This window comes from Arthrobacter sp. 10T416 (assembly GCF_056394165.1).
In genome coordinates this window covers 18,742-43,409 of the sequence record NZ_JBFTHI010000014.1, presented here as the reverse complement: position 1 = coordinate 43,409, position 24,668 = coordinate 18,742, and the positions used below count along the sequence as shown (strand labels likewise).

The following is a 24,668-nucleotide window of genomic DNA, read 5'->3' as shown; positions in this document are numbered from 1 at the left end:
CTCAGGCCTCGACGACCTCGACGTTGACGACGTCCTCGATGACCGGGTTGGAGAGGAGCGTCTCCGCGGCGTTCCGGGCCTGGGCGAGGATCTCCTCGGTCACCTCGCCGTCGACGGTCAGTTCGAAGCGCTTGCCCTGGCGGACAGAGCTGAAAGCGGTGAAGCCCAGGCGCGGCAGGGCGCCAACAATGGCCTTCCCCTGTGGGTCCAGAATCTCGGGCTTGGGCATGACGTCGACAACGATCCGGGGCATCCGGCAACTCCTGTGCGTGAGCTTGGGTAAGGGCGCAGCGGAGTGGTGCCGTCTCACGCCGATCCGACGTGGTGGGGACAACGTGGTACGGGCGCTCCGCGAGCTTGCACGCCCATTCTACCGGGCGCACCGCGTGCGGGCGCATTCGTGACCGGCAGGCCCCGGCCCAGGCGGCTATGGTCTCCGGAGGTTGCGCTCAGTAGGATGTGCGCATGGCTGAGAAATCCAAGTCCGTGCTCCTTCCCGTTATGGCCGCCGCCGTCTTCGCGGGCCTCGGCCGGATGGTGCTGCAGAAGATCAAGGCCGACCGCGCGGCCCGGGCCAGCAACGTTGCCGGGCCCCTGGATGAGAAGACCAAGGCGTGGATCAGCGAGGTGGTCCGGACGCCCCGGCGGTAGCCCGCACGGCCGCCTTCCAGTCGGCCGCCCGTAGCAGAGATCACCCGTAAAAAGCCGGGGCGGCCCCGCCGCCCCGGCTTTTCGCGCCCTCGGGGAGGAGCCGGTTGTCGTGCGGCATGACAAATTCTTAATGCACTGTTGTGTTCTATGTCATATTGGGCTCTCAGTCTGTACTGTATGAATCGGCTGGTGTCCGCCGGGGTCGAGAGTCAACTCCTGTTCCCGTTACCCGTACCAGACCGTCGTACCCGGCCATGGCGCCGGGATCGTTCCTTCTGAAAGGTTCAAATCACTCGTGAAATCACCAGGAAAGAGCTTCCTTCGAAGCGGGGGACTCCGGAGGGTCGCGGCACTGACCCTGGGCTTGCCGGTTCTCCTTTCAACAGTTGCCATTGCGCCCGCCACCGCGGCGCCGGCGCAAGGTTCCACCATCGCAGGGATCGCGCAGAAGAATCTCGACCCCGCCAGCTACCGCGACGGCCGCTACATCGTGGTCCTCGCCGAAAAGCCGGCAGCTACGTACGACGGCGGAACGCCCGGACTGGCGGCCACTAAGCCGCAGGCGGGCAAGAAGCTGGACACCAAGAAGCCCGCGGTCCGGCAGTACGAGGCCCACCTGGAGAAGAAGCAGGCCGAGGTCGCTGGCCAGCAGAACGTCTCGATGAAGCGGCAGTTCACCTCGGCGGTCAACGGCTTCAGCGCCAACCTGACCTCCGACCAGGCCATCAAGCTCGCGAAGAGCCCGGACGTCCTGGTGGTTGCGCCGGACACGGAAAACGCCCCGGACTACTCCAGCACCGACTTCCTTAAGCTCAGCGGCGCGAACGGCACCTGGAACACCAAGTTCGGCGGCCAGAGCGCAGCCGGCAAGGGCGTCGTCGTCGGTGTTATCGACACCGGCTACACCCCGGGCAGTGCCTTCTTCGCCGGCGACCAGGTCAAGCCGCTCGTCGGCGACCCCGTGGTCGGCGTCCCCTACCGGACCGATGACGGCAAGATCGCCATGCTCAAGTCCGACGGCGACACCTTCGTCGGCGAGTGCCAGAAGGGCGTCGGAACCGGCGCGGACTTCGACGGCTCCGCCTGCAACTCCAAGGTGCTCTCCGCGCACTACTTCGCCGATGACTTCCTGAACTACGTCACGCCGGAGAACAGGTCACCGCTCGAGAAGATCTCCCCGGTCGACGTCGCCAGCCACGGCACGCACACGGCCAGCACGGCCGCCGGTAACGCCAACGTCGAGACGTTCGTTGACGGCCGCAGCTTCGGCCTGACCAGCGGCATGGCCCCTGCCGCCAAGCTCTCCATCTACAAGGTGTGTTGGGAAGACACCAACCCCAACACCGGCGGTTGCTACTCCTCGGCATCCGTCGCCGCCATCGACCAGGCCATTCAGGACGGCGTTGACGTCCTGAACTACTCGATCTCCGGCTCGACGACCACCACCACCGACCCGGTGTCCATGGCCTTCCTGTCCGCCGCATCCGCCGGCATTTTCGTTGCTGCATCGGCCGGCAACTCCGGTCCGACCGCCAGCACCGTCAACCACGGCGCCCCGTGGCTGACGACGGTTGCCGCCAGCAGCTTCTCCCAGGAACTGCAGGGCACCATCGAGTTCGCCGACGGCGCCAAGTACCGCGGCGCCAGCATCATGAACCGTGAAGTGAAGGGGGCCGGCGTCGTGCTGGCTGCCAACGCTGCCGCGACTGCCGGGGACGCCAACGCGGCTCTTTGCGGTCCGGACACCCTGGATCCGGCGAAGGTCTCCGGCAAGGTTGTTGTGTGTGACCGCGGTGTCTTTGACCGTGTTGCCAAGAGTGCAGAGGTCAAGCGCGGCGGCGGCGTCGGCATGATCCTGGTCAACCTGAGCAACTCCTCCCTCGACACGGACAAGCACGCCGTCCCGACCGTGCACGTGAACCCGCCCGCCACCGAGGCCATCAAGGCCAAGGTGACGGCCAACCCGGCCATCACCGTGTCCCTGGTCAACAAGGACACCACCGGCCTGCCGCTGGAAGCCCAGCCGCAGATCGCCGGCTTCTCCTCCCGCGGCCCGCTCCTGGCCACCGGATCCGACCTGCTCAAGCCCGACGTTGCCGCTCCCGGGGTTGCCGTGCTGGCAGGCGTCTCCCCGATCGGCACCGGCGGTGACAACTTCGGCTTCATGTCCGGAACCTCCATGGCCTCCCCGCACGTTGCCGGTTTCGGCGCGCTGATCCTGGGCAAGAACCCGAAGTGGTCCCCGGCCATGGTGAAGTCCGCAATGATGACCACCGCCAGCGACGTTATGCTCGCCGACGGCCGGAAGGACATGGACGTCTTCGCTACCGGCGCCGGCCAGGTCGATCCGGCCCGTGTGCTGGATCCGGGCCTGGTGTACGACGCCAACGAAGAGGACTACCTGAAGTTCATCCAGGGCACCGGTACGGATCTCGGCATGCCGGGCCTCGGCACCACCAAGCCCCGTGACATGAACGTTCCTTCCTTCGCGCTGGGCAACCTCACCGGCAAGATCGAGGTCACCCGCACGCTGACCGCCCTGACCCCGGGAACCTACCGGGTCAAGGTCGACGTTCCCGGCGTGAAGGTCACCGTCACGCCGTCCATCCTGACGTTCGGCTCGGCCGGCACGAAGAAGACCTTCAAGGTCTCCTTCGAGAACCAGAGTGCCGCCCTCGGCAAGTTCGCCATGGGCACGCTCACCTGGCAGGGTGCCAACAAGAACGTTGCCTCCCCGGTTGCGGTCCGCCCGCAGGCGGTTGTGGCCAACAGCGACGTCGCCTTCACCGGCGGCGCGACCGGCTCCGGTGCAATCAACGTCGTCTCGGGCAGCAACAACGCGATCAACATGACCCTTGACGGGCTCTCCAAGGCCGACTCCACCGCAACCGAACTGGTGCCGGGCGATGCCATCCTGGGCGCGAACGATGCGTCCAACTTCGGCAAGTCCGTCCGGGTTCCGGCCGGCAGTCCGCTGGCCAAGTTCTCGGTCCTCTCCTCGGATCCGAACGCGGACTTCGACATGTACGTGGTGAACCCGGCGAACCAGCTGATCCAGGTTGCGACGTCGTCGGCCAGTGAGTCCCTGTCCATCCCCAACCCGGCCGCGGGAACGTACCGGATCTTCGTGAACCTCTACGCCAGCCCGAACGGCCAGGCAACGAAGGCCAGCGTGGATGCGGCCGTCCTGGGCGCCAACGTGGGCAACGCTACGCTGACGCCCAACCCGCTGCGCCTCCCCAACGGAAAGTCCGGCCAGGTCATGCTGAACTGGAAGGGCCTGGCAGTTGGCTCCTACATCGGCCGCGTGACGTTCGCCGGCGCCAGCGACCCGACGTTTGTCAGCGTGCTGGTTACCGCTGACGGCGCCGTGGTAGTTCCGCCGACGTCCGAGGACCAGGACAGCAATGACCTTCCGGGCGACAACGGCGACCAGGGCAACCACAACGGCAAGGACAAGAAGGACAAGAAGGAAAAGGGCAAGAAGGTGAAGAAGGAGAATGGCAAGATCCAGAACGCGGATCTGCTGCAGGCTCCGAACAACGCCATCTAGCCAAATAAGTACCTAGTAACAGCGATGGCCGGCGGTTCACACCGCCGGCCATCGCTGTTTAAGGTGACGGTCAAATGGCCCCGGTTGATCCCGCGGTGCCGCCGAGGAGCGGCGCCATCATGCGCCAGCGGCCGATTTCGCAGCCGTCGGTCCGGCTGAAGGTCGTGTGGACCTCGCGGCCAAGATAGCGCCCGGTCACTTGGGCCACCTGGGGGCCGCCGTATTGCTGGGTGCACATTTTGGGCGGCCCCGGCTGGGGAAAGAAGACCTCCTCGCCGTGCGCCCGCAGGGCTTCCAGGGCCGCAGCGGGATCCGGAAGGGACGACTCCACGGTGCCTCCGCCGCCGTCGGCCATCAGCCGGAAGCTGTATTCCGGCCCGCCGGGGGCTTCCGTCAGGGTGATGTTGAGGTCGACGTCGTGCCTGCTGTCGGGTCCGGTCTGATCGGTCATGGGCGTCCTTCCTGGGTTGCGGGCAGCGGACCCGCCTCCGATGCGGCCGTCAGCAGCGGGGCCAGCTCGGCAAGAAGCCGCCGGCGAAGCTCCTGGGAGGCATCGGCGAAGGTCCGTTGGTGCTCGACGTATTCAGCCTTGCCCTCCGGGACTTCGATGCGGATAGGCGGGTAGCCCCACTCGCTCAGATCATAGGGTGAGGCCTGCATGTCCATGGCGCGGATCCGCCACGAGAGCTCGAAGCAATCCATCACCAGCTCGCTGGGCAGCGCCGGCGCCAGTTTGTAGGCCCATTTGTACAGGTCCATGTTCGCGTGCAGGCAGCCGGGCTGCTCGAGGGTCCGCTGGTTCTCGCGGCTCGGTGCCAGGGTGTTCAGCGGGACCGCGTCCGGGGTATAGAAGCGGAACGCGTCAAAGTGCGAGCAGCGGATGCGGTTCTCTTCGACCACCCGGTCCGTCTGCTCCGACCCCAGCCGCAGCTGCAGGTACTCGTGCCGCAGCTCGAACTTGTCCTGCCGGTAGACCATCGCCCACTCGTGCAGCCCGAAACAGCCGAACTGGGCGGGCCGCGCGGAGGTGCCCGCGAGGATGATGCCGGCGAACTGCAGGGCGTCGCGGCGTTCGCTGAGGAACCGGCCGACGTCGACCGTCACCGCGGCCGTCCCCGGTGCCAGCCCGGCGGCTGCCAGTTCGCCGTCGTCGGGAGCGCGGTAGTACTTCCAGTCAGCGCGCTGCCTGGCCGCCGGCCCGGAGAGCACGACGCCGGCGCCCGGGTGCCAGCGCATCAGCTGTCCGGGCTTTTGCGTGTAGTAGGTGAAGAGGAAGTCCTCCACCGGGTGTTTCCGTCCGGCGGAGCGCCGGGCCAGGTAGGGCTCGGCGTAGGTCCGGACGCGCTGGTGATGGGCTGCTTCCCGCTCCAGCCACTGGTCCTGCGGAAGGTGCAGCAGTTTAGACAGCCCCTCCGGTTGACCCGAGGATCTCCTTGGCGGCATTCCAGGCCGCGATCTCGCAGCCGTCCTTGCGGCTGAAGTTCGATTCGACGGCTTTGCCGTCAACTGAACCAGTCACTGTGGCCTGCTGCGGGCCGCCGTACTGCTGGGTGCAGGCCCGGTCCGTGGGCCGGGGGGCGGTGTTCAGGAGCGCCGCGTTCTTCTTCAGCGCCGCACAGGCTGCGGCGGCGGTGGGGTGCTTGCTCTCGGCGGCGGGGACGCCGTCCTGGCAGACCAGGGTGTAATTGACGGCATTGGCGTTTGCGGAGGCCTTGATCATGATGGCCAGCTCGGCATTGCCCTGCCCGGGACCAGCGGAGGGTGCTTCGGCCGACGGGGACGGCGCGGGGACGGTGGTCTCCGTATCGGCCGAGGGTGTGCTGCCGGGGGACGTGGCGGAGGCGGAGGCCGTGCCGGTGGATGACGGGCTCGGCGCGGGCCCGCCGCCGGGGGAGCAGGCGGCCAGGGTGAGGGCGGTCATCACAACGAGCGCTGTAGGAATCAGGTTCTTGCGCATTGGCTCTTCTCCTCGGTCTCAGCCCCATTCTAGCGCCGGAGCGTGGGCCCGCATCCGGGCCGGAAGTACCCTTAGCCCCCGCCCGGGGCCCCGGCAGACCGGGTGGCCTCGATGAGCCGCATCATGGCTGCGTGCAGTTCACCGACCTGCTCCCGGTTCAGACCCAGCCGGGCCATCATGGTCCCGGGGACCGCCGTGGCCTGCTGCCGGAGCGCTGCGCCGCTGGGGGTCAGGCGGACGGCGAGGCTGCGTTCGTCGCCCTCGGCCCGCTGCCTGGTGAGGTAGCCCGCAGCTTCCAGCCGGCGCAGCAGCGGCGAGATCGTGGCGGGTTCCTGCGCGAGGGCGTCACTGATGTCCCGGACTGAGCGCGGGCTGGATTCCCAGAGGCAGAGCATTACCAAGTACTGGGGATGGGTGAGGCCCAGCTTGTCGAGCACCGGCTTATAAGCGCCCACCACACTGCGGGAGGCAACCGTCAGGGCAAAGCAGAGCTGGTGTTCCAGCAGCAGGTCTTCGTCTTCGGGTGTGGCGGTGGCGACGGTGATCGTGTCGTCAGTCATGCAGGCCTCCTTCAAATGGTTAGTGCACTAATCATTAGCGTACACTGGATGGAACATCCGGTTCGAGGAAGTAGGTAGCGATGGCCAAGGAAAACCGCGCCGAGCGGTTCATGCGGGCAACGGGCAAACTGCGGGCAATTTTCGGTCCCGCCAGCCGAACCTCGCTCGGCCACGAAATGACGGAGCAGAACCGGCTGCTGCTGGCCCAGCGCGAGGCCGAAACCCGGCAGTGGGAAACCGTCCACCGGCCCGACGGCAGCACCTACGTGGTGCCCCGCAACCCGGGCGACAAGTCCTTGCGCTGAGGCCGCACCGGGGCCGGCCACCTGAGCCCGCGCCGGAGCTGGCCTGCGCGGCCGACTGCGCGCGGTTTGCCGCCGCCACCCACGCTGCCATTTGCCGCCGTCGGGCGTAAAATAGGGGCACTGGCGCCGCCCGCGCCACCTTTGTTCCGGAAGGCCTGTCAGCAGGAATTGGCCTGACAGCAGGAAAGGGGGTGGGAAATATGGCACGTGCACTGAGGATGGCTGCACTGAGCCGGCACCTGCACCCTTCGTCCTGGGCGCGGTTCCTGTTTGGCCCCGCCTCGCGGGGGGACTACACCGCACCGATCGTGCACCGGCACGACGACTTCGAGCACGCCTCCGAAACGGACCTCGCGGGTTTTGAGGTCGAGACCGATACGCAGGGGCACCACTACGCCGTCCGCAGGGAGGACCTCCCCAAGGAGCAGGTCTGAGCCGTTGCGGGGCGAAGATACAAGAAGGGAACGGCGTTCGCCGCTCCCTTCTTGTATTGGCTCCGATGCTTTACGGCCCGGCCGGCTGCGAGTGCTAGCGGCCGGTGCCGCCGTAAACGGTGGCCTCGTCGTCGCTGTCCAGGTCGAAGGCCTTGTGGATGGCGCGCACGGCGTCGTCCAGCAGGTCGGCGTGGGTCACCACCGAGATCCGGATCTCCGACGTCGAAATCATGTTGATATTGATCCCGGCTTCGGACAGTGCCGCGAAGAACCGTGCCGAGACGCCGGGGTGGGAACGCATGCCGGCGCCGATGAGGGACAGCTTGCCGATCTTCTCGTTGTATTCGATGTTCTCGAAGCCGATCTCGGCCTGCGCGGCGCGGAGCGCGGCGAGGGCATCGGCGCCCTCGACGATCGGCAGCGTGAAGGAGATGTCCGTCCGGCCGGTGCCGTGGGTGGAGACGTTCTGGACGATCATGTCGATGTTGGAGTGCGCGTCTGCGATGACCTGGAAGATCGCCGCAGCCTTGCCGGGGATATCCGGAACACCCACCACCGTGACCTTGGCTTCGGAACGGTCGTGCGCAACACCGGAGATGATTGGCTGCTCCAAGGCAACTCCCTCTTGAATCGTGATCTTGTCATCGGCGCTGGGCAGGACCCAGGTGCCTTCGTGCTGGCTGAATGAGGAGCGGACGTGCAGCGGTACACCGAAGCGGCGCGCGTATTCCACGCAGCGCAGGTGCAGGATCTTGGCGCCGGACGCCGCCAGTTCCAGCATTTCCTCGCTGGAGATGCTGTCCACTTTCCGGGCCGTCGGAACCACCCGAGGATCGGCGGTGTAGATCCCGTCCACATCGGTGAAGATCTCACACACATCGGCGCTGAGGGCCGCCGCGAGGGCCACCGCCGTCGTGTCCGAACCGCCCCGGCCCAGGGTGGTGATCTCGTTCGTGGTGCGGCTCATGCCCTGGAATCCGGCCACAATGGCGATGTGCCCCTTGTCCAGGGCCGTGCGGATCCGGTGCGGGTCGACGTCGATGATCCGGGCCTTGCCGTGAATGCCGTCGGTGATCATGCCGGCCTGGGAACCGGTGAACGACTGGGCGGAGGCGCCGTACTTGTTGATCGCCATCGCGAGCAGGGCCATGGAAATGCGCTCCCCGGCCGAGAGGAGCATGTCCATTTCSCGGGCSGGSGCSGAGTCKGTCACCTGGSCGGCCAGGTCGAGCAGTTCGTCGGTGGTGTCGCCCATCGCGGAAACCACGACGACGACCTCGTCACCGGCGTTGTGGGCGTCCACCACCCGGCGGGCGACCCGCTTGATGCCTTCCGCGTCCGCGACCGAGGAGCCGCCGAACTTCTTCACAACGAGATGCTTGGTGACGGCAGGAACCGCGGGCAGCTCCTGCGGCTGCGGTCCGGGGTGGACTTCGGTAGTGGGCAAACTCATGCGCGCACCCTCACTGGATCATCGGGGTCTGGGCGAAGCACCACTCCGCGCGGCCAAACGGCGCGACGGCAACTTCTCAGCCCAAGTTTATCGCCGCTCGCGTCCGGGCGTGGAATTGTGACCGAAACCGCACCCGCCCCCGACGGACATGCCCATCGTTGGGTGGCGGGAGTGGGCATGTGCATCGGACCGACGGACATGCCCATCGTTCAGCGTGAGGAGTGGATATGCGCATCGGACCGACGGGCATGCTCGTCGTTCAGCGTCAGGGGTGGACATGCTCAGCGGACCGACGGACATGCCCATCCTTGAGCGTCAGGAGTGGACATATCGCCATTATGTCCATTCCTGATCCGTGCTGATGGGCATGTCCAACCGCGTCCCGGCGGGGCCGCGCCTGTCCCCGCGGGGAGTCAGCAGCGAGCGCTAGTCCAAGCGCCGGCCGGCGGTCGGGCGACCCGGGGCAACAGGTCAGTCGGGGCGGTCGAGCCGGTAGCGCCAGGAGGGGAGGCTCTTTCCGGCAGTATCCTCGGCCGCGGTGAAATGGCGGTCGGGCAGGAAACCGAGGCTTTCCAGCAGCCGCCGCGAGGGCTGGTTGGGTTCGTACACCCCGGCGAACACGGTCCGGCTGCCGCGGGAGGCGAACAGCCACTGCACCAGTGCGGCCGCGGCTTCCCGGCCCAGTCCCTGCCCGTGGTGATCCCGATGCAGGATGTAGCCCAGGCTCGCCGTGTGGGACGGAATCCGGCCGGGCAGGGGAGGGGTCTCGGAGTTCCACGTCCGGCCGTCGCCAATGATGTCGCCGGTCGCCCGGAGTTGGATAACCCAGCCGACGTTGAACCATTCGGTGGTGGACGCGTCAGTTGCCGCGACTATCTTGCGCACCCGGGCCGTGTTCTCCGCCGGGGTGAGGGCCGCGTGGGAGAGGTACCGCACGGCCTCCGGGTCGCCGCGGAAGGTCAGGACGGCGCCGTCGTCGGCCGCAGCGAGGGGCCGCAGCACCAGCCGTTCCGTGTGAAGAGGGGCCGGAATGCCGTCGGCGGTGGTCACTGGACGGTCAGCTCAGCGCGTTGCGGCGGCCTTCGAAGGCGCGGCCCAGCGTGACTTCGTCAGCGTATTCGAGGTCTCCACCCACAGGGAGCCCCGAGGCGAGCCGCGTGACCGCGATGCCGATCGACTTGAGCATCCGGGCGAGGTACGTGGCAGTGGCTTCGCCCTCGAGGTTGGGGTCGGTCGCAATGATGATTTCCTGGATGGCGCCGTCGTTAAGCCGGGTGAGCAGTTCACGGATCCGAAGCTGCTCCGGCCCGACGCCCGCAATCGGATTGATGGCCCCGCCGAGCACGTGATAGCGGCCGCGGAAGGACCGGGTGCGCTCCACGGCCAGCACGTCCTTGGATTCCTCCACGACGCAGATCACTGACGGGTCCCGGCGCGGATCCCGGCAGATGTTGCACAGTTCCTGCTCGGTGACGTTGCCGCACACAGTGCAGAACTTGACCCGTTCCTTGACCGTGGTGATGGCCTCGACCAGGCGTTTCATGTCCTGCGGGTCGGCTTCGAGGATGTGGAAGGCCAGGCGCTGCGCGGATTTGGGCCCAACGCCGGGGAGGCGGCCGAGCTCGTCGATCAGCTCCTGTACTGCACCTTCGTACACAATGTCCTCGTTCGTTGGGGGGAGTAGCGCGCCGCTCGGCCGCCGTGAAAACTAGAAACGCGGCGCCAGTGGGCTTCCGTCGAGGGACCGCTCCTCGAGCAGTTTCCCGCCCAGAATACGCTCGACGGCGGCGCGGCCGAAGACGCCGGACTCCTCGATCGTTTCGTCGTCGGCGCTGGGAATGTCCTGGACGTAGGTGGGGGCGTCGACGGCGGTTCTGGCCGGTGCCTTGGCCCGTCCGGCCTCCGCTTCCGGGCTGTTGGACAACCGCTGGTACAGACTCTGCCGGGCAGCCGCCGGAGGCGCGGCCGCCGGAGCCGTGGCCGCCACCGGGGAGGCCGCTGCCGCGATGACAGCCGGGGCGCCGCCTGCCGGCACAAGCACGGCTTCGGGTGCCGGGGCGTGCTCCGCGACCGGGTGGCCGTAGCCGGACGCGCCTTCCGGAGCCCTGGCGGGCTCAGGAATCTGGGCGGCGGCGGGTTCGTAGCGCGGCGGTTCCGGCTCGGGGTCTGGTTGCGCCGGTACGGCCACGGCGTCGGGTCCCGTGTGGCGTCCGACGTTCAGTTCCGTGCCGACGGTCCAAACGCCCGGTGACTGTTCGACGGCGTGGGCCCACGGGTCCGCCGCAGGATCCTTGGAGGGCGTCTGGTACGGCGCTGAGGCCGGCCCGCCGGTGGGGGCGCTCGCGGGCGAGGCGGAGGCGCTGCCGCCCGAGCGCCGCTGTGTAGGCGGCGGCGTCGGGGCGGACCCTGCAGGGAAAGGCCGGGTGGTTGCCGGGGCAGACGGGCTCCAGTCCAGGGGCGGTTCCTCGTCCAGGGGCGGTGCGTCCTCGTCCCGAGGGGGACCCCAGTCGTCGTCCGAGTAAGCGTAGGAACCTTCCGATTCCGCCGCCGGACCGGCGGGCTGGACGGCTTCGCGGCCAGGCTGGGCGGCAGCTGCGGGAGCCTGCGTGGCGGACTCGGCAGGGGCCTGCGGGGCTTCGTCGCGCTCCGGTGCTGCCTCGGCCGGTGCGGCGGGCGCCGGTGCGGACGCGGTGGCGCGGCTAGTTTCAACGGGGGTCGCCGGCGCAGGTCCTGCGGCGACTGTGGCGCTGGTGCCTGTAGTGGAGGGCGACCCGGACGCGGGTGCTGCAGCGGGTGCGGCGGGTGCGGCGGGTGCCAGACCCCAGGCGACATCCGCTTCCGTCGCTTCCGTGGCCGGGGTGTCCCGGCTAGCGGGTGCTTTTGGGTTTGGCTCAGAGCTCGCTGAGCTGTTGCCGCTGCCTGCCACGGCCGTGATCTGGCAGTCGATCCCGATGGTCTTGTGGATTGCCTGGCGCAGGTTCTCCGCGTGGTCCGCCCGGCCAAAGGCTCCGGCGAGCCCCGACGTCGTGAACGACAGGGTGAGGACCTGGCCCTCGAAGTGCCCTACCTGTGCGTTGGGTTCCACGAGCGCCCAGGTGCTGCGCTTGATCTTGGTCAGGGTCTGCAGGATTTCGGGCCAGGCGCGGCGGAGGACCTCGACGTCGGGCCCGGATCCGGAGCCGGCGGCCGGGGCCGGGACGCCCGCAGCCGGTCGCTCCGGCGCATCCGACCGCGCCGTCTGGGACGGACTGGCCGGTTGGGACGGAGCATCCGGTTGGGGCTGGGCTGCCGGGGCGGCCAGGGCCGGTATGGCAGTTTCAGGTGCCTGGGTACGGACGGCCGGCGCCGGCTCCCGCTCCTGGGCAGGCGCCGGGGCGGTGGCCGGGCGGCCGGCGCCGTTTGCGGCAGCAGGTTCGTCCACGGGCCAGTCGCTGGTGCTGACCCGGGGGGCCGTGAGGGGCGGCCGGTCGGGCTGAGTTTCTGGCTGTGCCTGCGGCGAGGCTGCAGGCGGGGTGGCCGGGGGTGTTGCCGCCGTCCCCGGGCCGGCGGCGGGCGCCGTCTCAGCCGGGCGGTTCGACGCGGGAGCGGCCGGAGCGGCAGCGGGCGCGCGGCCGACGGCCGGCGCGGGAGTGGCGGCGGGAGCTCCGACGTCGTTCCCGGCGTAATTCAGGCGGCGCTCCACACGGTCGATGCGGGCCGCGATGCCGCGCTCGGTCTGCTCGGAGCTGGGCAGCAGGATGCGGGCGCACAGCAGCTCAAGGTGCAGCCTGGGGGAGGTGGCACCGGTCATCTCCGTCAGCGCCGTGTTGGTCACGTCCGCGGCCCGGGAGAGCTCGGCAGCGCCAAGGTTGTGGGCTTGGTTCTGCATCCGGGCGATTTGGTCGGCGGGCATGCCGCGGAGGATCGACTGGGCGCTCTCCGGCATGGCCTGGACAATGATGAGGTCGCGGAAGCGCTCCAGCAGGTCCTCGACGAAGCGGCGGGGATCGTGCCCGGTCTGGATAACGCGGTCGACGGCGCGGAAGACGGTGGCGGCGTCGGAGGCGGCGACGGCCTCGACGACGTCGTCGAGCAGGGATGCGTGGGTGTACCCGAGCAGGGCCACAGCGAGCTCGTAGTCCAGGCCGTTGGGGCCGGCGCCGGCCATCAGCTGGTCGAGCACTGACAGGGAGTCGCGCACCGAGCCGCCGCCGGCGCGGATTACCAGCGAGAGGACGCCCGGGGCCACGGCGACGTTTTCCTGTGTGCAGAGCAGCTCCAGGTACGCCATCAGGGGCTCAGGCGGAACCAGCCGGAACGGGTAGTGGTGGGTGCGGGAGCGGATGGTGCCGATGACCTTGTCCGGCTCCGTGGTGGCGAAGATGAACTTGATGTGTTCCGGCGGCTCTTCAACGATTTTCAGGAGCGCGTTGAAGCCGGCCGAGGTGACCATGTGGGCCTCGTCGATGATGAAGATTTTGTAGCGGTCGCGGACCGGGGCGTAGGTGGCCCGTTCGCGAAGATCGCGAGCGTCATCGACACCGCCGTGGCTCGCGGCGTCAATCTCAATGACGTCGAGCGAACCGGCGCCGCCACGGGCGAGCTCAATGCAGCTGGGGCAGACGCCGCAGGGGGTGTCAGTGGGGCCTTCCGCGCAGTTCAGGCAGCGGGCCAGGATGCGGGCGGAGGTGGTTTTGCCGCAGCCTCGGGGGCCGGAAAAGAGGTAGGCGTGGTTGACGCGGTTCTTCCGCAGCGCCGTCATCAGCGGCTCGGTGACGTGTTCCTGCCCGATAACGTCCGCGAACGAATCGGGCCGGTATCTGCGGTAAAGGGCGGTAGTAACAGTCACAGCTAAACCCTACCAATCGGCTCAGACATAAAAGACCCCCCATGCACCCGCCAGAGCCCATTTACCCTTGCTACCTTCCGGTCCTGGGGGAGTTCAACAGGATGACGCCACATGAGGGGCCGTCAAGTAGTTTACCCGACGATCGGGCGTGCCCCGAATCGGGGTGGGCGGGGTGATTCTTCTCGATGGACATGCCCATTTTTCGGGGCGTGGAGTGGGCAAGCGTGGCACCGGGGGTCGGAGATGGACATGCCCAGTCGTGTGGCCGCCGGGTGGAGATGCCCGTTGCCTCCGGAGCCCAGGGATGAACATGCCCATTTTTCGGGCCGGCGGGTGGGCATATGCCAACTATGTCCATCCGCCGACTCGAGTGATGAATATGTCCATCCGTGGAGTCGGATGATGAACATGTCCGGTGCCCCGGGAGCTATGGGATGGACATGCCCATTTTTAGGGTCACCGGGTGGGCATATACCGACTATGTCCATTGGTGGAGTCGGGCGATGGGCATGTCCGTCGCGGCGGGGCCGGGGGTGGGTTGCGGAGGGGGTGCGGACTCAATTGGGCGAAGCCGCGAAGTTCAGGTAGTCTAGTATCTGCTTTTGATTCAGAAGCAACTGGAGAATTCGCCTAGCGGCCTATGGCGCACGCCTGGAACGCGTGTTGGGTTAACGCCCTCGGGGGTTCAAATCCCCCATTCTCCGCGGTTGGCCCCGGTTCATTGAACCGGGGCCTTTTTGCATCCTGGATCGGTCGGCACTCCGCCCCAACTACTCCGCGTACCCCAGCCGGCGCAGCCGCGTCCGTGCTGCCTGTTCGCTCGGCCCCATCCGGCCCAGGGCGAGATGGACGATCCTGAGCGTGGCTCGCGTTGCCAACTTCACCGGCAGCGGGAAAGGCCCCAGCCTCGCGGTCCGCAGCCCCAGCATGTCCCGGTACTTGGGCTCGAGGCTGGCCACCGCGGCCGCGAACAGCACCCGGTAGCCGGGCCGAAGGACGGGGTGCAGCGGGGGATCGCGGATGAACGCGACCGTCTCGGCGACTTTCGCCCCCGAGGTGAGATCGCCGTCGTCGTACCAGCGGTCCAGCTGCCGGCGCATCCCGGCCTCATCCAGCGGCGGCGATTCGACCCCCATGAGCGTTCCGGCCTGGGCCCACTCGCGGACGTACGCGTCCGGGCCGCCGGGAATGGGCCGGCCCCACAGCTTATGCGCGGACAGGAACGCGTCGGTGAACGCGATGTGGACCCAGCGGAGGAGCTCGGGGTCGTTGGCCGCGTAGGGCCGCTCCACGCCGTGGCCGTCAGTGTAGGTTCCGCGCACAGATTCGTGCAGCCGCAGCACCCAGCCCGAGGCGGCACGGGCGGCCTCCGTCGACCCGTAGGTGACCGTAAAGATCCAGCGGATGGTCCCGGCCAGCCGGCCAAGGGGGTCTTCGCGGAAGCGGGAGTGGTCGTGCACCCCGGCCAGTGCGCCCGGGTGCAGCGCCTGCATCAGCAGCGCGCGGATGCCGGCCACAATGGTCGGCATGTCCCCGTGCACGGCCCAGACAGCGGAACCGGGGCGGTGGAAGCCGGGGTCGCCGCCCTCCTCGAGCCGTCCCACCCAATCGGGCACGGCGTCCCGCGTCCCGGTGAACGTCTGCTTGAGTTCGGCCTGCCATTCCCTGAGGACATTGCGCATACTCCTATTCTTACCCGGCCGGCGCGGGCGGGTACGTGTTTCCTTGGCGGGCACTACTGGGGCGCCACCCCTCTTCCGCGCGGTGGTGCGGATTGGTCCCGGAAGCCCGAAAAACCGGGGTCGTGCGGAGGTTCACAGACCGGATCGATTGTGGTCACATAGGGGAGTGAGTCCGCCGAGATCGGGGTCCGGCGGAAAAACTTCGCAGGAGTCACAACGTGGGAAAACACTGGGGAAACCAAACGCGTGGACAGGCCAGGGCTTCGGGGGTGGCTGCCCGCACTCTTGCGGGAGCCGCCGGCGTCGCCTTTGTCCTGCTCCTCGTTGGGTCCCCGGCTCCCAATAACTCTTCGATGCCGGCGCCCGCCTCCTCATCGGCCGAGGCTATATCCGACGCCGCCTCTGGCACCGTGGGCCCCGGTCTCCTTGACCCCGTCGCTCCCGTGACGGGGGACCCGGGCGGCGCCGGACGGGGCACCGCCGCCCTGACCGCCGACCGGCATGCCCTGGTGTCCTTCGACCGGACCACGGTCCAGACCCGGTCCAAGGACGGCAAGGTGGAACTTCGCGTCGCGTCGGCGGGCTTGGAGCGGCCGCCCAAAGGTTTCCTGATGGCCCCCCTCGAATCCTTGACCGAATCCTCGCCCTTTGGCCTGCGCATCAGTCCGCTCACCGGAACGGCCGGGGAATTCCACTGGGGCCAGGATTTCGCGGCCGCGTGCGGAACCCGGGTGTATTCGGCCGACGCCGGTGTGGTGCGGGCCGTGGGATGGCATCCCTGGGGCGGCGGGAACCGGGTGGAAATCGACCACGGCAACGGCCTGATCACCACCTACAACCACCTTCAGGGGATCGCCGTAAAGAAGGGCGAGTCCGTGGGCGTGGATGAGGTCATCGCCAAGGTGGGGACCACGGGGTCATCCACCGGGTGCCACCTCCATTTCGAGACCATCCTCAACGGCGCGCACGTCAACCCGCTGGACTGGAAATTCCTTCCCACCCGGCAGGTTGATCCGCTCGATGACATCCAGATGACCAGTTACGCCCCGGACGCCGGCAAGCCGGCTGCCGGAAGTTCGAGCACTGACTGGGCCATCCCGGTGGCCGCTGAGCATCCCCGGGAAGTCACCGGCGGAGTCCAGGAGAAACACGTTCCCGCAGTTGAGACCACGACGACGGCGAAGCCCTCACCTACCGCTACGCCGTCCCCGGCCGCGACGACGCCGGCCGCCACCCCGAGCGCGCCGGCCACGCCCTCGGCCCCCGCGGTGACGCCGACGCCGACGCCGACAGCCGCCCCCACCCCGCCGGTCGTGACGCCCACGCCGACGCCGTCGCCGACCCTCCCGGTGGTGACACCCACGCTGCCTTCCGTCACGCCTTCCCCGACACCGGCGGCGACTACCCCGGCCACCCCGGTGGCGCCGGTTCCGACGCCCGCCCCCGGGACGCTCCTGCAGCAGACGCCGTCCACGGAGCCGCCGGCCGGGTTGGCCCCCGCCACGTCCGCCCCCGCGACGCCGGCGCCGTAGCCCAAGCCCGCACCCACCCCACCCCACCCCGTCACGGACCCATACCGGCGTAGCGTGGTGTCGAAGCACAGTTGTGACTTGTTTCTGCCCCCAACCCCGCGAGGACACCACACCATGACCACCCTGCACTCCATCCCGCTGACCCTTAACGACGGCACGGAAACCGACTTCGACCGCTTCCGGGGCCAGGTGGTGCTGGTGGTGAACGTTGCCTCCCAGTGCGGGTTCACGCCCCAGTACACCGGCCTGCAGGCCCTCCATAACAAGTTCGAGGCGGAAGGCTTCACCGTCCTCGGCATCCCCTGCAACCAGTTCGCCGGACAGGAGCCAGCCGGTGACGCGGAAATTGCCGAGTTCTGCGAACGCAACTTCGGCGTGACGTTTCCGCTGACCACCAAGGCCGACGTTCGCGGCAAGAACCAGCACCCGCTTTACGAGCAGCTGACCAAATTCAAGAAGGGCCTGCTGCCCGGGCTCGTGAAATGGAACTTCGAGAAGTTCCTGGTGAACCGCGACGGCGAAGTCGTGGCCCGTTTCGCGCCGACCGTAGAGCCGGATGCTCCGGAGATCATTGAGGCCGTGCGCCGGGCGCTCGACTGAGCCGGCGCGAGGGCGCGACGGCGAGGGCGCGACGGCGGGGACGCTCCGGGGCGCGCAAGGGCACAAGGGGCCCTACCCCTGCGCAGGCCCACGTCCTAGACTGGCCAAACCCTCCGACGTTCCGGGCATACCTGCGGTGTAAACACCCCTGCCCGCCGGCAGAGCAGCCGGCCACGGCCTGCGGAGGGTGCATCAGGAAGCTTCGTGAATCACAACTGGGCACTCAACATTGGGGTCCGTGAAACCAGGAGGAAAGTGATGACAGGAAACAAAGCCGTTGCCTACAAGGGTCCAGGAAAAGTCGAGCTGATCGACATTGACTACCCGACTTTCGAGCTCAAGGACGGCCCGGGGGTTAACCCCGCCAACGTGGGCCGCTCCGTACGCCACGGCGTAATCCTCAAAACCGTTGCCACGAACATCTGCGGCTCGGACCAGCACATGGTCCGCGGGCGCACCACGGCCCCCGCGGACCTGGTCCTCGGCCACGAAATCACCGGTGAAGTGGTGGAAGTCGGCCCGGACGTCGAATTCATCAAGGTGGGGGACATCTGCTCGGTGCCCTTCAACATCGCCTGTGGACGGTGCCGGAACTGCAAGGAGCGGAAGACCGGCATCTGCCTGAACGTCAACCCCGACCGCCCGGGCAGCGCCTACGGGTATGTGGACATGGGCGGCTGGGTGGGCGGCCAGGCCAACTACGTCCTGGTCCCGTACGCGGACTGGAACCTGCTGAAGTTCCCGGACAAGGACCAGGCCCTGGAGAAGATCATGGACCTGACCATGCTCTCGGACATCTTCCCGACGGGCTTCCACGGTGCCGTCACGGCCGGCGTCGGTGTGGGTTCCACGGTGTACGTTGCCGGCGCCGGACCCGTCGGGCTCGCGGCGGCCACCAGCGCCCAGCTGCTGGGTGCCGCCGTCGTCATTGTCGGCGACATGAATGAGGACCGGCTCAAGCAGGCCCGCAGCTTCGGCTGCGAGACCGTTGACCTCTCCAAGGGCGGCCCGGCCGAACAGATCGAGCAGATCCTGGGGGTACCCGAGGTTGACTGCGCCGTCGACGCCGTGGGCTTCGAGGCCAAGGGGCACGGCCACGATGCCAAGGAGGCGCCGGCGACGGTCCTGAACTCCCTGATGGAGCTCACGGCGGCCGGCGGCGCGCTCGGCATTCCGGGGCTCTACGTCACGGGCGATCCGGGCGGAGTGGACGAGGCCGCCAAGAAGGGTGCCCTGTCGCTGAGCCTGGGCACCGGCTGGGCGAAGTCGCTGAGCTTCACCACCGGACAGTGCCCGGTGATGAAGTACAACCGCGGCCTGATGATGGCGATCCTGCACGATAAGGTCCACATCGCGAAGAACGTCAACGCCAAGGCGATCTCCCTGGAGGACGCCCCGAAGGGCTACGCCGAGTTCGACGCCGGAGCCGCCACGAAGTACGTGCTCAACCCGAACGGCTACCTGAACTGACGGCCGGGAACGCCGGGTAATTACCTCCGGCGGGCGCACCCGGCACATGCCGGGGCAGGTATGCGTCCGCCGGAGTACCCGAATATCGGCCAGCCGGAAACATGCCTACTGGGGTTTGCGCATCGCGGACCGAATCTCTGGTTGGATAGATGTGAGAGGGACGCTGGAGGCAACCGCTTCCACCCAACCAAGAAGGTAGCGATGGAACTCATCGAGGCCGAACACCCCCGGCCGCGTCATTTCCTACTCCACTTCAGTGACGCCCATCTGCTGGGCGGCACGGACCCGCTGCACGGCGTCGTCGATAGCGACGCCCGGCTGCGGGAACTGTTTGACGAAGTCCGTGCCTCCGGCGCGCGCCCCGAGGCTGTGGTCTTCACCGGCGACCTGGCCGACCGCGGCGAGGCGGAGGCCTACGCGAAAATCCGCAGCATCGTGGAGCCCGCGTGCGAGGCCATGGGCGCGAAAATCATCTGGGCGATGGGGAACCATGACAACCGGGCCAACTTCCGGACCGGGCTGCTGGACCAGCCGGCCGACGACGCCCCGGTGGACCGCGTTGATTTCATCAACGGGCTGCGGATCATCACCCTGGACACCTCGGTACCGGGCTTCCACCACGGCGAGCTGAGCGCCGCGCAGCTGGAATGGCTTGCCGAAGAACTGTCGACGCCGGCGCCGGACGGCACCATCCTGGCGCTGCACCACCCGCCGGTCCCCTCGGTGCTGGACCTGGCGGTGCTGGTTGAACTGCGCGGCCAGGCCGCGCTCGCGGGTGTCCTGCGGAACTCCGATGTCCGCGCCGTCCTCGGCGGCCACTTGCATTATTCGACGACGGCGACGTTCGCCGGCATCCCGGTTTCGGTCGCGTCGGCCACCTGCTACACCCAGGACCTGAACGTCCCCATGGGTGGAACGAGGGGCCGTGACAGCGGGCAGTCGTTCAACCTGGTCCACGTCTACGAGCACACAATCGTTCATTCCGTGGTCCAGTTGGGCGACACCGTGCCTCCGGTGGGCGAGTTCGTCACCGGCGAGGAGGCCCGGCGGCGGATTGCGGCCGCCGGGATCCGCATTCCGGGCCAGGCGCGGCTGGAAGAACTTTCAAGGTCCGCCGGCAGCCGCGGGGTTGGCTCCCGCAGCTAGCCCGCGCCCGGCGCCGGGGTCAGAGCTCCCAGGGCGCCTTGATCGGGAAGTACTTCTCCAGGAAATCCGTGACCAGCTCGGCGCGTTCCTCGGCCTGCACCTCGGGGAAACTGCCGTCGTTGAGGCAGAAGAAGTCCATGTTCCGCTTGGACAGCAGTTTGGGCAGGTAGTTCAGGCCCGCCCGCGCCGTGGTGTCCACATACCGCACCTTGGCCGCCGTCTGGGTGACGGCCCGGCCCGTGAGCAGCGCGTAGTAATGGTAGAACGAGTTGGTCACCGAGATGTTGTCCGCGGCCCGGAACCGGCTGGCGGCCGTTTTCGCGAACTCCGCCGGAAATTCCTGTTCCATTTTCGCGGTCACACTGCGCCGGAGCGGTGCGGCGGTGTGTTCCAGGTGCCGGGTGGTGATCCGGCCGAACCGGTCCCACAGCAGTTTCCGGTTCACCCGCGCCGCGTTCTCGAAGCCGCTGCGCTCGGCGTCGTTGTCGCCCAGGCCGATGCGCGTCTCCGCCTCAATGAACTTGGTGATCCCGCCGGGGGTGAAGAACATGTCCGGCCGGACGGCCCGGCCAAAGAACATGTCGTCATTGGAATACAGGTAGTGCTCCGACAGTCCCTCGATGTGGTGCAGCTGGCTCTCGACGGCCTGCGAATTGTGCGTCGGCAGCACGGACGGGTCGGCGAAGAACTCCTCACTGCGCACAATGGTCACGCTGGGATGGTCCGCGAGCCAGGACGGGGCGGGGGAGTCCGTGGCGATGAAGATCCGGCGGATCCACGGCGCGAACATGTAAACCGAGCGCAGGGCGTATTTGAGCTCGTCGATCTGGCGGAAGCGGGCCTCGTGGTCGTCCCCCTCGCCCACCACAACGCCGGCCATCCGTGCCCGGCGGGCCGCGATGTACTCCGGGGAGCTGCCGTCAACCCAGGAAAAGACAATGTCGACGTCGAAGCTGATGTCGCTGGCGTGGTCGGCGAACATGTTCTCGATGGTGGGCCAGGTGTGCCCGTAGCGCTCGACAGTGCCGCGGACGGCGTCCTGGGCCAGCAGGGTCCGCCGGGTCAGGGAGTTTTCGATCGGCAGGATCAGCTGGTCGCCCTCGAAGCTCCAGAGTTCGAGCTGGACGCCGGCCGACGCGCCGAACTCGAGCCCGCCTTCGGGTTCCACGTGCGGCCGGTAGAGCCGGAAAATCCGGGCCTGGCGGTTGGGGGAAAGTTCCCCGTCGGCCACGAGGACGGAGGACTTCTTCTTGGCGTCCACGGTCATGGAGTAGAAGGGCTCGTCCCGGCAGGCCTCAACCAGGGCGGCGCGCAGTTCCCGGCGGTTCTTCCAGTCCACCGCGATCACCGGACGGTCGTTGTTGCCGCGGACCAGCAGGTAGTCCAGGTTCGCTCCGGCCAGCACGGACCGGACGAACAGCAGGTCCTCCACCATGGCCTGGTAGGGGGTGCGGTTTTCATTGATCAGCGCGTACCGGCCGCGCCGGCGGACCACGTCGGGGCGCGAGCGGAACCTGGCGACGGCGGCCGGTGACGTGACCTCGGCGTGGGCGTGGTTGTCCTCGCTCGCCTGGCTGCCGTAGTAAATCTCGTCCTGGATCAATGCGTCTGTAATGTCGTGTCTCCGAGCTGTTTTGAGTGCCGTTAAAAGTGGATGAATCCCTACTTGCATGATATCGCGGGCCGCAAAACGGCCCGGGGGGAGGACCTCAGCCGGCCGCGGCATCCCGCCAGTGACGCAGGAAGGCCGCACCGGCGTCGTCGTGGATGACCCCGGCCCCAAGCCCGAGGTCGGCGGCTGTCAGGACCTCGTACGGCTTCACCGGGACGCCGTCGGCGGGCCGGACGTCCACATGCTTCACAGGGTGGTCGTTGTGGTGCAGCCAGTCCGCCATCGCGTAGTCGGTGCGGGAATCGCCCACCGTCCGCCAGGCGGCCGGGGTGATGCCCGCGGCGGCGAGCAGTTCCACCGCCCGGCTGGCGCCGAGGTCCTTGCCCAGCCGGACCGATTCGATGTCGGTGGAGATGATGGTGGGATCGACGCGGTAGTCGATCCGGTCATCGCTGTTTGGCGCATGGTGGTCCAGCCGGACCACCCCCAAACCGTGCCGGCCCATCAGCTCCATGGCCTCGGCGTCGAACAGTTCCTGTTCCGCGCGGTAGTCGTCATTGGCGACGGCGATGTGCTGCTCCACGGAAACCATGGCGCGTTTGGTCTCGTCAAAGAACATGTGGGTGGAGTAGTCCTCGGCCACCAGTCGCCGCACGTCGTTCCCGAACGCCTCCGGAATGGCGAGGTCCCGGTCCACGTGGACCGGGCCGGGGCCGGCAGCCGTGTAGCTGAACCAGACGGCGCCCTTTTCGCAGATGGCGTGGATAACGACGCCGGCCGGCATCCCGGCGGCGATCATCGGCTCCATGACCTGCTCGCGGATGAAGGCGTCCGACCGGCCGGTATTGAAGATGACCGGAATGCCGGCGGCCGCGAGGGCCACGAGGTCCGCGATGATGCCCGGCTGGACGGTGCGGGTCACCGGGCTCGCCACCGGTCCGTCCACGTCAAGCAGCAGGGCCAGCGGCGGGGCCGACGGCGGCAGGGCGGAAGTCGAGGGTGCTGTCATGCCCTCATTGTCTCAGCCGGGGCAGGACTTCACCCCAGGGCGGCCGCTTCGTGACGCCCGTGACAGATGATCACTGTTTGGCCACAACCTCGGGCGCCGTGGCCGCAGTGATTCCCCTGGCCCAGGATCTTCCCTAGGCTTGCATGGTGATCTTCAAAGCTGTGGGCGAGGGACGCCCGTACCCCGACCATGGTTTCAACACGCCCAAGGACTGGGCCGCCCTGCCGCCGCGCCCGGTCCGGCTGGACGAACTGGTGACCACCAAACGTACCCTTGACCTCGAGGCCTTGCTGGCCGAGGACTCCACCTTCTTCGGTGACCTGTTCCCGCACGTTGTGGAGTTCCGCGGCGTGCTGTACCTGGAGGACGGTCTGCACCGGGCTGTCCGCACGGCCCTGCACCAGCGCACCGCGATCCACGCCCGCGTTCTGGTCATCAGTGGCTAGGAAGCCGCAGGACCCCTCGGTCCTGCACGGGCACCACGTCATCACCGGTTCCGACCTCCGCGCCACGTTTGCGGAGCGCGACGAGCTGGAGAACCCGGTGCGGATGCGGCGGCGAATCCTGCACGGCGTGGTGCTGGTGCTCCTGCTCGGCCTGGTGGCTGGCGCCATTGTGGTGGCGTTGGCCATCATGAGCGGCCAGATCAAGATCCCTACGGCGGAGCGCAGCCAGGCTGCCGCGTCCCTGTGCCCCGATGCGACGTACAACTACACGCCGCCCGGGAAGATCAAACTGAACGTCTACAACTCCACGAGCCGGCCGGGACTGGCCCGCACGGTGGCGGACCAGTTCGCGGCCCGCAAGTTTGTGGTGGGTGCGGTGGGCAACACCGAGTCCGGCTACCGCGGCGTGGCGCTGGTGGTTTCCGGGGCGGCCGGCCAGTCCGCGGCGTTCAGCGTCCAGCGCAACCTCCCCGGCTCCGACTACGTCCAGGACGGCCGGAGCGACCCGAGCGTGGACGTGATCCTGACCGGGGACTTCAAGGACCTGGCCAAGCCCTCGCTCGTGGACCAGACGCCGGGCAAGCTCAGCTGCCCGCGCGAAACCCGCCGCGTGGTCGAGGACCCGTCCCTGCCCGTGGTGCCCTCGATTGTCCCGGCCAGCCCCAAACCCTGACCAGCCCAAGCCCTGATCGGCTGCCCCCCCGGGCTGGAATGCCGCTGAGCCACCGGCCCCGGCGTGCCGCTTAACCGCTGACGCGGAGCGGGCGGCCGTCGCCGTCGAACCTGGCACCGGCACCCAACTGGACGAACCGCACGGTCCGGGCCAGCCGGGCCTCGGCGTCGGGTTCCGCTCCGGCACCGTCACCCCGGGCGGCGCTGGAGGACAGGGTCCCGTGGATGAGCTGCGCCAGTTGGGTGATGTCCGTCTGCGGCAGGTACCCCTGGGCCATACCCTCCCGCAGGATGTCCTGCAGCAGGAGGCTGAGCTCGCCCACGTGGTCCGCGAGCTTGGCGAAGGAGGCCGGCGACAGGACGGCGCCCATGGCCGGTCCCGGCGGCAGGTGGCGCCGGCTCAGGTCCTCCACCTGGGCCCGCACGTAGAGGGCCAGCCGTTCCACCGGATTCTCCAGCGATGCCAGCGAATCGCGCAGCTCGACCAGGAAACGCTCGGTCTCGTCGAGGGCGTAGGCAATCAGGAGCTCTTCGATGTCCGCGTAGTAGTTGTAGACAGCCGTGCGGCCGATCCGGGCGTGCCGGGCGACGTCGGTCATGGTCAGCCCCGGCAGCCCGTGGGTGAAGAGCAGTTCGCCGAACGCAGTCAGGATGCGGCGCTGGGTCTCGGCTCGTTGGGCGGCGTTGCTCGCGGCCGAAATCCTGGGCATACGGACACTTTAGCGCGATGTGTCAGTAAAAGGCGTGTGTCGACCGAC

General features: G+C 68.0%; 23 protein-coding genes, 1 tRNA gene and 1 other RNA gene. 11 read left to right on the top strand and 14 right to left on the bottom strand.

The window, feature by feature from the left end; all coding sequences use genetic code 11:
* Window position 1: 1 nt before the first annotated feature.
* The gene (gene purS, locus AC1DBE_RS14050) at window positions 2–253 is read right to left on the bottom strand and encodes a phosphoribosylformylglycinamidine synthase subunit PurS (protein ID WP_011690410.1); all 252 of its coding nucleotides are present in this window, start codon (window positions 251–253) and stop codon (window positions 2–4) included.
* A 212-nt stretch (window positions 254–465) separates the two neighbouring features.
* On the opposite strand from purS, the gene AC1DBE_RS14045 reads away from it, so the two are divergent.
* A complete protein-coding gene (locus AC1DBE_RS14045) occupies window positions 466–651 on the top strand; it encodes a hypothetical protein (RefSeq protein ID WP_476970908.1) in 186 nt (61 codons plus the stop codon).
* Window positions 652–946: 295 nt separating this feature from the next.
* The gene (locus tag AC1DBE_RS14040) at window positions 947–4,204 is read left to right on the top strand and encodes a S8 family peptidase (protein ID WP_476970907.1); all 3,258 of its coding nucleotides are present in this window, start codon (window positions 947–949) and stop codon (window positions 4,202–4,204) included.
* A 70-nt stretch (window positions 4,205–4,274) separates the two neighbouring features.
* Here AC1DBE_RS14040 and AC1DBE_RS14035 read toward each other — a convergent pair whose 3' ends face one another.
* The 4 genes from AC1DBE_RS14035 to AC1DBE_RS14020 form a co-directional block, all read right to left on the bottom strand.
* Window positions 4,275–4,655 (bottom strand): serine protease inhibitor, encoded by a 381-nt coding sequence (locus tag AC1DBE_RS14035; RefSeq protein ID WP_476970906.1) that lies wholly within the window; start codon window positions 4,653–4,655, stop codon window positions 4,275–4,277.
* Entirely contained in the window at window positions 4,652–5,647 is a 996-nt protein-coding gene (locus AC1DBE_RS14030; RefSeq protein ID WP_476970905.1) for a 3-methyladenine DNA glycosylase, read from the bottom strand. The genes AC1DBE_RS14035 and AC1DBE_RS14030 overlap by 4 nt, the downstream gene beginning before the upstream one ends.
* Complete coding sequence (locus tag AC1DBE_RS14025; protein ID WP_476970904.1) at window positions 5,604–6,161, bottom strand: SSI family serine proteinase inhibitor; 558 nt, start codon at window positions 6,159–6,161, stop codon at window positions 5,604–5,606. Before AC1DBE_RS14025 ends, AC1DBE_RS14030 begins: the two co-directional genes overlap by 44 nt.
* Before the next feature lie 71 nt (window positions 6,162–6,232).
* On the bottom strand, window positions 6,233–6,721 hold the full coding sequence (locus AC1DBE_RS14020) for a MarR family winged helix-turn-helix transcriptional regulator (protein WP_476970903.1): 489 nt from the start codon (window positions 6,719–6,721) through the stop codon (window positions 6,233–6,235).
* 80 nt (window positions 6,722–6,801) lie between these two features.
* Here AC1DBE_RS14020 and AC1DBE_RS14015 point away from each other — a divergent pair, with 80 nt between their 5' ends.
* Window positions 6,802–7,026 carry a hypothetical protein gene (locus AC1DBE_RS14015; RefSeq protein WP_476970902.1) on the top strand — a complete coding sequence of 75 codons (225 nt, stop codon included), beginning with the start codon at window positions 6,802–6,804 and terminating at the stop codon, window positions 7,024–7,026.
* 218 nt (window positions 7,027–7,244) lie between these two features.
* The gene (locus tag AC1DBE_RS14010) at window positions 7,245–7,460 is read left to right on the top strand and encodes a hypothetical protein (protein ID WP_476903569.1); all 216 of its coding nucleotides are present in this window, start codon (window positions 7,245–7,247) and stop codon (window positions 7,458–7,460) included.
* A 94-nt stretch (window positions 7,461–7,554) separates the two neighbouring features.
* Here AC1DBE_RS14010 and AC1DBE_RS14005 read toward each other — a convergent pair whose 3' ends face one another.
* The 5 genes from AC1DBE_RS14005 to ffs form a co-directional block, all read right to left on the bottom strand.
* Window positions 7,555–8,913 (bottom strand): aspartate kinase, encoded by a 1,359-nt coding sequence (locus tag AC1DBE_RS14005; RefSeq protein ID WP_476970901.1) that lies wholly within the window; start codon window positions 8,911–8,913, stop codon window positions 7,555–7,557.
* A gap of 471 nt (window positions 8,914–9,384) precedes the next feature.
* Complete coding sequence (locus AC1DBE_RS14000) at window positions 9,385–9,963, bottom strand: GNAT family N-acetyltransferase (RefSeq protein WP_476879076.1); 579 nt, start codon at window positions 9,961–9,963, stop codon at window positions 9,385–9,387.
* A gap of 7 nt (window positions 9,964–9,970) precedes the next feature.
* Window positions 9,971–10,570, bottom strand: a complete 600-nt coding sequence (gene recR, locus AC1DBE_RS13995) for a recombination mediator RecR (protein WP_309975336.1) — start codon at window positions 10,568–10,570, stop codon at window positions 9,971–9,973.
* A 51-nt stretch (window positions 10,571–10,621) separates the two neighbouring features.
* A complete protein-coding gene (locus AC1DBE_RS13990) occupies window positions 10,622–13,741 on the bottom strand; it encodes a DNA polymerase III subunit gamma and tau (protein ID WP_476879077.1) in 3,120 nt (1,039 codons plus the stop codon).
* Between the two features lie 27 nt (window positions 13,742–13,768).
* Window positions 13,769–13,865: signal recognition particle sRNA small type (gene ffs, locus AC1DBE_RS13985), an RNA gene on the bottom strand.
* A 495-nt stretch (window positions 13,866–14,360) separates the two neighbouring features.
* Here ffs and AC1DBE_RS13980 point away from each other — a divergent pair.
* Window positions 14,361–14,445, top strand: a tRNA-Ser gene (locus tag AC1DBE_RS13980).
* A gap of 66 nt (window positions 14,446–14,511) precedes the next feature.
* Here AC1DBE_RS13980 and AC1DBE_RS13975 read toward each other — a convergent pair.
* Window positions 14,512–15,423 carry an oxygenase MpaB family protein gene (locus AC1DBE_RS13975; protein WP_476970900.1) on the bottom strand — a complete coding sequence of 304 codons (912 nt, stop codon included), beginning with the start codon at window positions 15,421–15,423 and terminating at the stop codon, window positions 14,512–14,514.
* A 269-nt stretch (window positions 15,424–15,692) separates the two neighbouring features.
* Between AC1DBE_RS13975 and AC1DBE_RS13970 the strand changes: the two genes are divergently transcribed.
* The 4 genes from AC1DBE_RS13970 (at window position 15,693) to AC1DBE_RS13955 (ending at window position 20,171) form a co-directional block, all read left to right on the top strand.
* Complete coding sequence (locus AC1DBE_RS13970) at window positions 15,693–16,955, top strand: M23 family metallopeptidase (protein ID WP_476970899.1); 1,263 nt, start codon at window positions 15,693–15,695, stop codon at window positions 16,953–16,955.
* Between the two features lie 114 nt (window positions 16,956–17,069).
* Window positions 17,070–17,555: a glutathione peroxidase gene (locus AC1DBE_RS13965; protein ID WP_476879080.1), complete on the top strand. Its 486-nt coding sequence runs from the start codon at window positions 17,070–17,072 to the stop codon at window positions 17,553–17,555.
* Window positions 17,556–17,813: 258 nt separating this feature from the next.
* Entirely contained in the window at window positions 17,814–19,025 is a 1,212-nt protein-coding gene (fdhA, locus tag AC1DBE_RS13960; RefSeq protein ID WP_476879081.1) for a formaldehyde dehydrogenase, glutathione-independent, read from the top strand.
* 201 nt (window positions 19,026–19,226) lie between these two features.
* Window positions 19,227–20,171 (top strand): phosphodiesterase, encoded by a 945-nt coding sequence (locus AC1DBE_RS13955; RefSeq protein ID WP_476879082.1) that lies wholly within the window; start codon window positions 19,227–19,229, stop codon window positions 20,169–20,171.
* Window positions 20,172–20,190: 19 nt separating this feature from the next.
* Here the strand turns inward: AC1DBE_RS13955 and AC1DBE_RS13950 are convergent, their stop codons facing one another.
* Together AC1DBE_RS13950 and AC1DBE_RS13945 are read right to left on the bottom strand one after the other, a co-directional pair.
* Window positions 20,191–21,843, bottom strand: coding sequence for a stealth family protein (locus AC1DBE_RS13950; RefSeq protein WP_476903556.1), 1,653 nt, complete (start codon window positions 21,841–21,843; stop codon window positions 20,191–20,193).
* 37 nt (window positions 21,844–21,880) lie between these two features.
* Window positions 21,881–22,792: a Cof-type HAD-IIB family hydrolase gene (locus tag AC1DBE_RS13945; protein ID WP_476880391.1), complete on the bottom strand. Its 912-nt coding sequence runs from the start codon at window positions 22,790–22,792 to the stop codon at window positions 21,881–21,883.
* Window positions 22,793–22,938: 146 nt separating this feature from the next.
* Here AC1DBE_RS13945 and AC1DBE_RS13940 point away from each other — a divergent pair, with 146 nt between their 5' ends.
* The gene (locus AC1DBE_RS13940; RefSeq protein ID WP_232084840.1) at window positions 22,939–23,238 is read left to right on the top strand and encodes a type II toxin-antitoxin system VapB family antitoxin; all 300 of its coding nucleotides are present in this window, start codon (window positions 22,939–22,941) and stop codon (window positions 23,236–23,238) included.
* Window positions 23,231–23,911: a LytR C-terminal domain-containing protein gene (locus AC1DBE_RS13935; RefSeq protein WP_476880392.1), complete on the top strand. Its 681-nt coding sequence runs from the start codon at window positions 23,231–23,233 to the stop codon at window positions 23,909–23,911. Before AC1DBE_RS13940 ends, AC1DBE_RS13935 begins: the two co-directional genes overlap by 8 nt.
* A gap of 70 nt (window positions 23,912–23,981) precedes the next feature.
* Here AC1DBE_RS13935 and AC1DBE_RS13930 read toward each other — a convergent pair whose 3' ends face one another.
* Window positions 23,982–24,620 (bottom strand): TetR/AcrR family transcriptional regulator, encoded by a 639-nt coding sequence (locus tag AC1DBE_RS13930; protein WP_476880393.1) that lies wholly within the window; start codon window positions 24,618–24,620, stop codon window positions 23,982–23,984.
* Between the last annotated feature and the right edge of the window lie 48 nt (window positions 24,621–24,668).